We start from the raw sequence: 11668 nt of genomic DNA on the forward strand, positions 1-11668 counted from the left end.
ACATAAAAAGAAATAACCGCACTTTTGAATCATCAAAGTGCGGTTATTTTTTAGGTATTTTGAATAGTGTTATAGGTGTTATTGTCCCATATTTTTGACTGATTTTAAAAAGCCTTTGGCTGAAGTATAGACTTCATCTTTTCCCTGAGCATGTAAAATCATATCGGACATTTCTCGGAAAGCGCCTTTACCGCCTCCAAGTGCAAGCACATAATCTACGGCATTTTGCACATAAGGTGCAGAGTCTGCCACAGCAAAAGAAAGGCCACAGGTTGCAAAAGCAGGGAGATCGACGCTGTCATCACCAATATAGGCAGTTTGTTCTGCGGTAACTCCTGCTTGTTTCATGAGTTCCAAACAAGCACTTTCTTTCTCAAGCTTGCCTAAAAAGAACAATTTAATTCCGAGATCACTAATTCGCTTACGTAGAATCGCAGAATCTCTGCCCGATAATACGGCGACTTGAATACCTGCATCCATCAACATTTTGACACCAAGTCCATCGCGTACATGGAAACTTTTAATGGCTTCACCATTCGCATCGTAATGGAGTAGTCCGTCAGTTAATACACCATCGACATCGGTGATGACCAATTTAATTTTCTTTAATTTTTCGTTAATCATTAGCTTGAGAACTCCACTAAGCCCACAACATTATTTTCGTCATTGACCACAACCAGTGAGTGAATTTTCTTCTCTTTCATCAAGTCTTCCGCTTTCGCCAAGAATTCATTTTCATGAATGGTTTTTGGTGAAGAGGTCATCAATTCTTTAGCGGTCTTGTTAAGGGTATCAGCACCATTAGCTGTTAATGCTCGGCGCACATCACCATCGGTAATAATGCCTTTAAGTTGTTGGTTTTCCATCACTAATGCCACACCCATGCGACCTTCATTCATAATGCTTAAGCAATCAGTGAAGCTGGTATCTGGTGTCGTAATTGGTAGGCGAGTTTGCATTTGATCTTTTACTTTGCATAACAATCGACGACCAAGGCTACCGCCTGGATGGAATTTCGCAAAATCAGCTGGTTGGAAATGGCGAGCAGTAATCAATGAAACCGCAAGGGCATCGCCTAAGGCTAAAGTGACTAATGCCGAAGTGGTTGGTGCGAGGTTGTTTGGACAGACTTCACGCTCTACGGTGATATCTAAAACATAATCCGCATGGCGAGCAAGCGTTGAGTTTTTATTGCTGGTTAGGGCAATAATTTTATTACCAAAGTTTTTCAAACTTGGAATGAGTTTATTTACATCATCGGTTTCACCGCTATAAGAAATCAGCATCACGATATCGATCGGTTTTAACATACCTAAATCGCCATGAAAGGCTTCAGTCGGGTGCAGGAAGAAACTTGGGGTTCCTGTTGAGGCAAAAGTCGCCACCATTTTTTTGCCAATTAGCCCTGATTTACCAATACCACCAATGACTAAACGACCTTCGCAAGCAAGGATAAGATCCACAACTTGAGAAAACTCATCATCCAAGCGTTGGCTTAGTTGTGCAAGCGCTTGGCTTTCGACAGAAAGGGTTTCTCGTGCGATTTGTAAATAATTCATAGGAAATCCTTATGATAAAAGTGCGGTTGAAAATAACCGTGTTTTGCAGGGCTATTCTAACGGAAGTTATTAAAAATAAGAATGAAAATTTGACCGCCCTTTGAATTCCCCCTATACTACGCCGCGAGTTGGTTAGACAATCGCTGGTTTATTGAAGCCCTTAACCGTGTTCGCACGACCTAGTGGGACAAGTAAACGAGAGGAAAGTCCGAGCTACAAAGGGCAGAGTGCCGGATAACGTCCGGGCGGCGTGAGCCGACGACCAGTGCAACAGAGAGCAGACCGCCGTGAAAACGGTAAGGGTGAAAGGGTGTGGTAAGAGCACACCGTGCCGTTGGTAACAACGTGCAGCAAGGTAAACTCCACTCGTAGCAAGACCAAATAGGAACTCAATGGATGGCCCGTCCAGAGTTCGGGTAGGTTGCTTGAGCGGCAGAGTAATTTGTCGCCTAGAGGAATGATTGTCCACGACAGAACTCGGCTTATCGACCAACTCAACAAATTCATCAAAAAATGACCACACTTTTGTTTTTTCAATTCTCATTGAGATAGAATGAATAAAAGTGCGGTCATTTTCTTTTGTGTTTTACCATAAACTCATTTGTTCTAAATGGCTTTCTTCCGGTAACGTCACGTGTAACCCCACGAGACGAATGGATTTCCCCTGGCTACGTTGCCAAATTTGTTCCAGTAATTGCTGAAAGCTTTTTAGTGATAAAGGCAAACCTGTTTTTTCTAAGGTTGTCACTTGAAAATCTTCAAATTTTAATTTCACCCCAATTTTGCGAAAAACCGTTAAGGGGACATTCGGCGCACTTCGTTCAATACGGCGAATAAGCTCAGCATAGAGATTATCTAGCAGCGCTATACCTTGTTCAAGATGACGAATATTTTTGGATAAAGTGCGTTCCACCCCAATAGATTTTCGTTCTCGATATGCTTGAATTTCACGATCATCAATGCCATGGCTAAAATCCCAAATTCGCTTACCCATTTTACCGAAGATATTTAACAAAATAGATTGATCGAGTTTTTGCACATCTTCGCAAGTTTCTAATCCCATTTTCAATAAACGTTCAGAGGTAACTTTGCCCACGCCAGGGATTTTTTTCAATGGCAGTGTTTTTACAAACTGTTCAACTTCATGAGGTTGAATCACAAATTGCCCATTCGGTTTATTCATATCGGAAGCAATTTTGGCGAGAAATTTAAGCGGTGCGACGCCAGCAGAGGCTGTCAGTTTTAACTCATCAAAAATCGCTTGGCGAATTTCTTGTGCGATCCAAGTGGCGGATCCTGAACATTGTGTACAATCCGTGACATCTAAATAAGCTTCATCTAAGGAAAGTGGCTCAATGATAGAAGTGTAACGCTGAAAGATCTGATGAATTTGTGCAGATACCTGTTTATAAAGCGGCATATTAACTGGTACTAAAATCAAATTTGGGCATTTTTTGATAGCTTGTGCTGTCGGCATAGCACTGTGTAAACCAAATTTTCGAGCTTCGTAATTACAGGTAGTGAGTACACCACGTTGTCGAGAACTCCCCCCCACAGCAACAGGTTTGCCCTGTAGCGTTGGATTTTCACGGATTTCAACAGAGGCATAAAAGCAATCCATGTCAATGTGAATGATTTTTCGGGTGGAACTCATGCGGTAAGTGCGGTCAAAATTAGGCGTGTTTTTAGTATATCGAAAAGAAAATAACTGTTCAAGTATACAGTTATTAAAAAGCCCACATTACGTGGGCTAGATAAGAGAATTAACGATCAGAAAGAACGGTTTTATCACCAAACAGTATAACGCGTTCAATAGGATAAACATCAATTTTTTCTTGTTGGTTCATAAAGACTTTACGTGCATCTTCAGCTAATTGAACAAACGGAATTTGTAAATTAATACTGATGGATTTGCCCGGTTGTAATGGGGTTTCTAAATTGATTTGCATATCTTGGCTATAAATCACTTTGCGGTTATTCACATAGACGCCCACCCATTGAATATTTTTGATTGGTTTTTGACCAATGTTAGTGATCTCATGTTTGAATGCACTTAATGCTTGGCCATTTTCATCAACTACCATTTCACGATTACCAATATTGATGGCAAGATATTTGTCGATGTTATCACTCGCTTTTGCCACTTGTTGAGTTGCTTGTGCTGTTTTTGCAGGTGCTGCTTCTTTTGCAATAACTTGCGTGTTAAACGCTAAACATAATGCACCTAATGAAAGTGCGGCCAGAGATTTTAATGTTTTCATTATTCGATTCCTTATAAAAAAGTGGCAAAATTTTACCCTAACTTCCCAGGTTAATAAATAGCTTCTTTTGCTTTCTTAGATTTTTTGATAAACTGTCGAACGATTTTGGGGCTGATTCTGGATTCGACGGGATTAGCGAAGCCCAAGGTGCACGTCGAGGTGCGGTAGGCCTCGTAAATAAACCGCAAAAAAATAGTCGCAAACGACGAACAATACGCTTTAGCAGCTTAATAACCTGCTCATAGCCTTCGCTCCCCAGCTTCCGCTCGTAAGACGGGGATAAAGCGGAGTCAAATCAAAACGAGATCGTGTGGAAGCCGCTGTTTGAGGATCGAAGCACTAAATTGAATCAAACTAGCTTAAGTTTAGCGTGTCTGTCCGCATGCTTAAGTGAAATTAAAGACGAGACTAAACGTGTAGTACTGAAGGTAGAGTAATTTCGGACGCGGGTTCAACTCCCGCCAGCTCCACCACAAAATAAACCTATCAAGTCCTATGAAAGACTTTAAAGCCTTGAAAATAATGACTTCAAGGCTTTTTTATTGCGCTTTTAACTTTTATCAAACTCTCGAATTTGAGTAGTACATTTAATAGTTGGAGCTTATTGATTGGTTAGATTGTTGCATTATTAAAGCGCTTAGTAATCGGTAAATTATCAGCTAAAGGAGAAAAAATGAATATTTTATTATTAGACGGCGGTAAAGATTTCGGACATTCACATGGTGAGTTAAATCATACACTTCACAAAAAAGCGAAAGAAGTGTTGACCGCACTTGGACACAATGTAAAAGAAACCGTGATTGATACCGGCTATGATGTTGAAGCAGAAATCGAAAAATTCTTGTGGATGGATGCCGTAATTTGGCAAATGCCAGGCTGGTGGATGCACGAGCCTTGGACAGTGAAAAAATACATAGACGAAGTATTCACCACTGGACACGGCAAGCTTTATCAAAGTGATGGTCGTCATCGTGTCAATTCGACTGAAGGCTACGGCACAGGCGGTTTGTTACAAGGCAAAAAACACATGCTTTCACTTACTTGGAATGCGCCGATTGAAGCGTTTACCCGCGAAGGCGACTTCTTCGAAGGAAAAGGCGTGGATGTGTTATACATGCATTTCCACAAACTCAACGAGTTCATCGGCCTGACCCGTCTGCCGACATTCTTATGTAACGATGTGATTAAAAATCCACAAGTAGAACAATACTTAGCTGACTACCAAGCACATTTAGAAAAAGTGTTCGGTTAATTGAGAAATATTCGTTTAGAAGGTGAGCATTTTTGCTCACCTTTTTTATTCGATTTTCAATACATCTTAAAGCCAATTTTTAGTAACATGGGCAGTAAAAAGGAATATGTTGGCTTAAATAACGTATTATTGTATCTAATACTTTATCTAAAAAAGTTAGTTTGCACATCAAACTTCCTTATAGAAAGGGAGAATGAATATTTCATCTAACAATGCAGATAAGCTCTCATCCAGAGTGAAGACGAAGAGTTTAAAAGTTTACGTAGAACAGTTTACATCTGAACAGAAATTGTGGTTTTCAATAGTGGATTATCGTGGATAGGATTGAATGATAAATATACTGTTGTATAGGATTATTACATATAATTAGTGTACAATATTTATGTCTTAACTTACTGTTATTAGGGAATAAATTATGAGTATTCAAGATTATGCTATCAAAGGCGAAGCATTTTATTTAAAAGATGTATTCAGTTCAATGTTTCAGTATTCCATTCCTGATTATCAACGTCCATATTCTTGGGAAGAAGAACATATCAAACAATTATTCGATGACTTATATGAGTTTTATCAACGGAAAACAGACGAAAGCTATTTTTTAGGCAGTATTGTAGTTATAAAAAAAGACCATCAACCACAAGCCGATGTGGTTGATGGTCAGCAACGTTTAACTAGCTTGACAATTTTATTTGCAACATTAGCAAATTCTTTGAATGGAAAATATAAAGAAAGTATTGCCAAGTATCTCCAACAACCTGAAGATCTTGCAGAGAGTATTCCTGCTCAACCAAGACTAATTCTGCGCAAACGCGATAAAGATTTCTTTAAAAAATACATTCAAGATTTGGAAGTAAATAAAATCGAAGCATTGACCATAGAACATGATTGCAAAAATGATGCTCAGAAAAATATAGTTAGAAATGCTTTGGTATTATTAAAAGCAATCCCCGAAAAGCTAAAAAACGAAGAAGAAGTTTTTGATTTTTTCAAGTTTCTAATTCAAAAATGTTGCTTGGTCGTTGTATCTACACCTAATCAAAAATCAGCATTTCGTATTTTTTCCGTTATGAATAATCGTGGTTTGGATTTATTGCCAACTGATATTTTAAAAGCAGACTTGATAGGAAAAATACAGACTAATCAAGATGAATATACTCAAAAATGGGAAGATTTAGAGCAAGAGCTAGGACGAAACCGTTTTAATGAACTATTTACCCATATCCGTATGATAGAGTTAAAAAATAAAGCACAAAGAAGTATTTTAGAAGAATTACAAGAGTTAGTTTTACCTAAAATTACTTCTATTTCAGACTTTATTGATAATGAACTTTCTAGTTATGCTTCAGCATTTAGCGCATTAAAAAATAGTAAGTACCGAGCAGATAGCAATGAATTTGAAATAAACCAATATATTTATTGGTTAAATCGAGTAGGCTTTTCTGAATGGTTACCCGTAGCGATATTGTTCTTACATCAAAAACCAGATAGTAATCAATCGATTGAGTTCTTTAAATATTTAGAGGTATTAACTTCTTATTTGCATCTATCTGCAAAAGATGTAAATAAACGCATTGAACGTTATGCCTTAATCTTAAAGGATTTGCAGAATAATCCGAGACAATGTAGCTCAAACTTATTCTTAAACGACGAGGAAAAACAATCTTTTAAAGAACTATTGGATGGCAATATTTATAATAAGCTTACATCAATTAGAAGAAATTATTTGATTTTAAGATTGGATGCTATGATTTCCGATGGTGCAGCTAATTATAATAATGAGTCTGGATTATTAACAATTGAGCATGTGTTGCCACAAACAATAGATGAAGGCAGTCAATGGAAACAGTGGTGGGTAGACAAAGATGGGAACGATACCCTACACCAAACTTGGTTGCACCGATTGGCAAATTTAGTTCCATTGAATAAGAGACGCAATTCTGCTGCTTCAAATTGGGAATTTAAAACAAAGAAAGAAAAATATTTTTCAGGGAATGATAGCGTTTCTTCCTATGCTCTGACTAGCCAAGTATTAAAAGAAAATGAGTGGACACCAGAGATTGTAAAAAATCGACAAAAAGAATTATTGGAAAGTATTTACAAAAACTGGTCTTTATCGCATCTATAGGAACTTTAGTCTGCTCAAAGAGATTAGGCTCAATAAAAAACCGTCTGAAACGATCATTCAGACGGTTTTTATTTCTCCAAGAGTTTGTGAAAGACATTAAAAATGAGATAATTCTCAAACCTTTAAAAGGCTTTATTTATAAAAATATTTGGAGAAAGCATGGAACATAAACTTGAGGACATCATTGCGATTTTTAATCAATGTTTTGAAGAAGAATATAATACGCGATTAGTTAAAGGTGGGGATGAGCCGATTTACATTCCTGCAAATGATGAGGTGCCTTATAATGCGATTTATTTTGCGAGAGGCTTTTACAGTAGCGCATTACATGAAATCGCCCATTGGTTAGTGGCGGGGAAAGAGCGCCGTAAATTAGAAGATTTTGGCTATTGGTATGAGCCGGATGGCCGTTCAGAAGATCGTCAGCGTGATTTTGAAAAGGTCGAAGTGAAGCCTCAAGCATTGGAATGGATTTTAGCCACTGCGGCGGGATTTCGTTATTTTGCCAGTGCGGATAATTTGAATGGCAATCCGGGAGATACGCAACCATTTAAGCAAGCGGTATATGAACAAGTAAAAACCTATGCAGAAAAAGGCTTACCAAAACGCGCAGAAACCTTGCGTCATGCGTTGGCTCAATTTTATGGCACAGAAGATCGAATTGATTTAACGAAGTTTGATGTGACTCGCATCTAAAGTGCGGTCATTTTTAGGCAGATTTTGCGTCTGTCAATTTTCCTTAAAATCGGCTAAAATAGGCCGATTTTATTTTTGGCTTTAACTTTATAAAAATATGAAAGATTCTATTATTGCAAAACTTGAAAGTTTAAAAGAACGTTATGAAGAATTAGAGGCATTGCTAGGCGATGCATCGGTGATTTCGGATCAGGATAAATTCCGCGCGTATTCTAAAGAATATTCACAACTTGAAGATGTGGTGAAATGTTTTAATCGTTGGAATCAGCTTAATTCTAACATTGCTGAAGCAGAATTGATGTTAGATGATCCTGAAATGAAAGAAATGGCAGAAATGGAAATTGAAGAATCCAAAGCCGAAATTGAAGAAGTGGAGCAACAACTTCAAATTCTTTTATTACCGAAAGATCCAAATGATGAATATAACTGCTATTTAGAAATTCGCGCAGGTACAGGAGGGGATGAAGCAGGTATCTTTGCCGGCGATTTATTCCGTATGTACAGCCGTTATGCTGAAAGTAAACGCTGGCGTGTTGAAATGCTCAGCGCAAATGAAAGCGAGCAGGGCGGTTATAAAGAAGTGATCGTTAAAGTAAGCGGTGATGGCGTGTACGGCCAGTTAAAATTTGAATCCGGTGGTCACCGTGTACAACGCGTACCAAAAACAGAAAGCCAAGGTCGTATTCATACTTCTGCTTGTACTGTTGCGGTGATGCCAGAATTACCAGAATCAGAAATGCCGGAAATCAATCCTGCAGATTTACGTATTGATACCTACCGTTCATCTGGTGCGGGTGGTCAGCACGTTAATACAACAGACTCTGCGGTACGTATTACCCACATTCCAACAGGTATTGTGGTGGAATGTCAGGATGAGCGTTCACAACATAAAAACAAAGCCAAAGCAATGTCTGTATTGGCTTCACGTATTGTTCAAGCCGAGCAAGAGCGTCAAGCGGCAGAGCAAGCGGATACTCGCCGTAACTTGCTCGGTTCAGGCGATCGCTCTGATAAAATTCGTACTTATAACTACCCACAAGGTCGTGTAACCGATCACCGTATCAACTTAACGCTCTATCGCTTAGATGAAGTGATGAACGGCAAAATTGATGAGCTTATTCAGCCGATTATTACTGAATATCAAGCCGATCAATTAGCAGCGTTATCTGAGAATAATTAATGACCTATCAACAATGGCTTGCCGATGCTGCGCAAGCCTTAAATCAGGTAAATCCGACAGAGGATGGTAAAGTTGATGCGTTAGTGCTATTGCAACACGCAACGGGTAAATCGAGAACACAAATTTTAGCTTTCGATGAAACGGAAATTGATGAAAAAGTGCGGTTAAAATTGACCGCACTTTTAGATCGTCGTTTAAAAGGCGAACCTATCGCTTATATCCTCGGCGAAAAAGAATTCTGGTCCTTGCCTTTAAATGTGTCTGAAGGAACATTAATTCCTCGTCCCGATACTGAAATTCTCGTAGAAAAAGCATTGCACATTGCGTTAGAAAAACTGGAAGAAAATCCACCGCACTTTCGTATTCTCGATCTAGGTACCGGCACTGGCGCTATTGCGTTGGCGTTGGCTTCTGAGCTTTCTCCTATTTGTCAAAAAAAGCATATTCAATTGGATGTTATTGGTGTTGATTTAATGCCAGAAGTCGTCAAATTAGCGCAATCCAATGCAGAAAAAAATCAGCTCAAGGTACAATTTTTACAGAGTCGTTGGTTCGAAAATGTTGAAGGGCAGTTTGATATTATCGTCAGTAATCCACCTTATATCGATGAAGCCGATGAGCATCTTTTCCAAGGTGATGTGCGTTTCGAGCCTCGTTCGGCGTTGGTGGCGGGCGAAAACGGTTTAGCTGATTTACGTCATCTTATTGAGTATGCACCAGGACATTTAAAAGATAACGGCTATTTATTGTTAGAGCACGGCTGGAAGCAGGGTGAAGAAGTGCGGTCAATTTTCTGGCAAAATCATTGGCAAGGGGTTGCAACTATACGGGATTATGGCGACAATGAGCGCGTAACGTTGGGATATTGGAAGCGGTAATGAAATACGATCAAAAAGCCTTGTATGCTGAACTGACTCATTTTTATTTGAGCATTTGTGAGAAAGAGCAACTTGATGAGCCTCGTATAAGAGGGCTTGTTGGAAGCTTGGTGCGTAAAGCTCGCCAAGCTATTCCAGAAGAATGGGATGATAAAGCTAAAATTCATCAATTCTTGCAGCTATTTTATGGCGATTGGAGCTTTCATTGCGATGCGGATAATTATTTCTATGCCCGAAATTTATACCTTCCGTATATTCTAGAAGAGCGTGAAGGCATGCCAGTGAGCCTTGGCGCCTTAATACTTTATTTGGCAGCAAGTTTAAAATTGCCGATTTATCCCGTGAATTTCCCGACCCAACTGATTTTACGTGCAGAAGTCGATGGTGAAGTAGCGTTTATTGATCCTTGGAGCGGAAAATATATTTCTGTGGATGAATTGAAAAAGCTCTATGAAGGCGCCTTTGGTTTTGGGGCTCAAATTCAACCTGAGGATTTAGCTCGAGCAGATATTCTGATGCTTACCGCACGTTTCCGTCAGCTCGCAAAAAATGCCTTAATTCGTGAAGAACAAAACGATTTGGCTTTTAATTATATCCAATTCTTGTTAGCGGGAAGAAAAGATCCTTACGATATTCGCGATCGTGGGTTAGTGTTGGCGCAAATGGGCGCTTATCCTTCAGCCATTGAGGATTTGGAATATTTTGTGGATCAATGTCCGAATGATCCTACTTCTTCTCTGTTAAAAACTCAACTTTTAGAACTGAAAGGCGAAGCATTGAAAGATGCCAATGCCATCCATTAAAAAGGAAATATTATGCAAAATAAAATTGTAAAAATTGGCAATATTGATGTCGCAAATGACAAACCTTTTGTACTTTTCGGCGGAATGAACGTGCTTGAAAGTCGCGATATGGCAATGCAAGTTTGTGAAGCTTACGTGAAAGTGACTGAAAAGTTGGGCGTTCCTTATGTTTTTAAGGCATCTTTCGATAAAGCTAACCGTTCTTCAATTCATTCTTACCGTGGTCCAGGTATGGAAGAAGGTTTAAAAATTTTCCAAGAGATAAAAGAAACCTTTGGTGTGAAAGTGATTACCGATGTGCACGAAATCTATCAATGTCAGCCTGTTGCTGATGTGGTGGACGTGATTCAGTTACCTGCATTTTTAGCTCGTCAAACTGATTTAGTCGAAGCTATGGCAAAAACGGGTGCGGTAATTAACGTGAAAAAACCACAATTCTTAAGCCCTGGTCAAATGGGCAATATTGTCGATAAGTTTGAAGAATGTGGTAACGATAAAATTATCCTTTGTGATCGCGGTTCAAACTTTGGCTACGATAATTTAGTGGTGGATATGTTAGGTTTCGGCGTAATGAAAAAAGTGTCTAAAGGCAGCCCAGTTATTTTTGACGTGACCCATTCATTACAATGCCGTGATCCGTTTGGTGCCGCTTCAGGTGGTCGTCGTGAACAAGTGACCGAATTAGCCCGTTCTGGCTTAGCAATTGGCATTGCAGGCTTATTCTTAGAAGCGCACCCAAATCCAAATCAAGCAAAATGTGATGGTCCTTCAGCATTGCCACTTTCGGCATTAGAAGGTTTTGTCTCGCAGATGAAAGCCATTGATGATTTAGTGAAGTCTTTCCCTGAATTAGATACATCTATCTAATAGAGAAGTGCGGTTGAAAATAGCGTTGTTTTTGACCGCACTTTTGT

11 protein-coding genes and 2 other RNA genes are annotated in these 11668 nt (G+C 39.1%); 9 read left to right on the forward strand and 4 right to left on the reverse strand.

Going from position 1 to position 11668, the window contains the following annotated elements:
- Positions 1-78 precede the first annotated feature (78 nt).
- Both RDV53_RS08055 and RDV53_RS08060 read right to left on the reverse strand, forming a co-directional pair.
- A complete protein-coding gene (locus RDV53_RS08055) occupies positions 79-624 on the reverse strand; it encodes a KdsC family phosphatase (RefSeq protein WP_005695845.1) in 546 nt (181 codons plus the stop codon).
- Positions 624-1559 (reverse strand): KpsF/GutQ family sugar isomerase, encoded by a 936-nt coding sequence (locus tag RDV53_RS08060; RefSeq protein ID WP_005695846.1) that lies wholly within the window; start codon positions 1557-1559, stop codon positions 624-626. Before RDV53_RS08060 ends, RDV53_RS08055 begins: the two co-directional genes overlap by 1 nt.
- Before the next feature lie 124 nt (positions 1560-1683).
- Between RDV53_RS08060 and rnpB the strand changes: the two genes are divergently transcribed.
- An RNA gene (rnpB, locus tag RDV53_RS08065) (RNase P RNA component class A) lies at positions 1684-2060 on the forward strand.
- 85 nt (positions 2061-2145) lie between these two features.
- Here rnpB and dinB read toward each other — a convergent pair.
- Positions 2146-3213, reverse strand: coding sequence for a DNA polymerase IV (dinB, locus tag RDV53_RS08070; RefSeq protein ID WP_032822726.1), 1068 nt, complete (start codon positions 3211-3213; stop codon positions 2146-2148).
- A 109-nt stretch (positions 3214-3322) separates the two neighbouring features.
- Positions 3323-3820, reverse strand: coding sequence for a hypothetical protein (locus tag RDV53_RS08075; RefSeq protein ID WP_005695848.1), 498 nt, complete (start codon positions 3818-3820; stop codon positions 3323-3325).
- A 107-nt stretch (positions 3821-3927) separates the two neighbouring features.
- Between RDV53_RS08075 and ssrA the strand changes: the two genes are divergently transcribed.
- The 8 genes from ssrA to kdsA all read left to right on the forward strand — a co-directional run bounded on the left by ssrA (position 3928) and on the right by kdsA (position 11621).
- Positions 3928-4293: a transfer-messenger RNA gene (gene ssrA, locus RDV53_RS08080) on the forward strand.
- A 200-nt stretch (positions 4294-4493) separates the two neighbouring features.
- Positions 4494-5072, forward strand: a complete 579-nt coding sequence (locus RDV53_RS08085; protein ID WP_005695850.1) for an NAD(P)H-dependent oxidoreductase — start codon at positions 4494-4496, stop codon at positions 5070-5072.
- A gap of 415 nt (positions 5073-5487) precedes the next feature.
- The gene (locus RDV53_RS08090) at positions 5488-7197 is read left to right on the forward strand and encodes a DUF262 domain-containing protein (protein ID WP_005695852.1); all 1710 of its coding nucleotides are present in this window, start codon (positions 5488-5490) and stop codon (positions 7195-7197) included.
- Positions 7198-7356: 159 nt separating this feature from the next.
- The gene (locus RDV53_RS08095; protein WP_005695854.1) at positions 7357-7893 is read left to right on the forward strand and encodes an elongation factor P hydroxylase; all 537 of its coding nucleotides are present in this window, start codon (positions 7357-7359) and stop codon (positions 7891-7893) included.
- Positions 7894-7990: 97 nt separating this feature from the next.
- A complete protein-coding gene (gene prfA, locus RDV53_RS08100) occupies positions 7991-9073 on the forward strand; it encodes a peptide chain release factor 1 (protein WP_005695856.1) in 1083 nt (360 codons plus the stop codon).
- On the forward strand, positions 9073-9951 hold the full coding sequence (gene prmC / locus RDV53_RS08105; RefSeq protein WP_005695857.1) for a peptide chain release factor N(5)-glutamine methyltransferase: 879 nt from the start codon (positions 9073-9075) through the stop codon (positions 9949-9951). The genes prfA and prmC overlap by 1 nt, the downstream gene beginning before the upstream one ends.
- The gene (locus RDV53_RS08110) at positions 9951-10754 is read left to right on the forward strand and encodes a SirB1 family protein (RefSeq protein ID WP_005695858.1); all 804 of its coding nucleotides are present in this window, start codon (positions 9951-9953) and stop codon (positions 10752-10754) included. Before prmC ends, RDV53_RS08110 begins: the two co-directional genes overlap by 1 nt.
- Positions 10755-10766: 12 nt before the next feature.
- Entirely contained in the window at positions 10767-11621 is an 855-nt protein-coding gene (gene kdsA, locus RDV53_RS08115) for a 3-deoxy-8-phosphooctulonate synthase (RefSeq protein WP_005695859.1), read from the forward strand.
- Positions 11622-11668 lie beyond the last annotated feature (47 nt).

Origin of the sequence: Haemophilus parainfluenzae ATCC 33392 (genome assembly GCF_031191205.1) — a bacterium.
Classification (GTDB): Bacteria; Pseudomonadota; Gammaproteobacteria; order Enterobacterales; family Pasteurellaceae; genus Haemophilus_D; species Haemophilus_D parainfluenzae.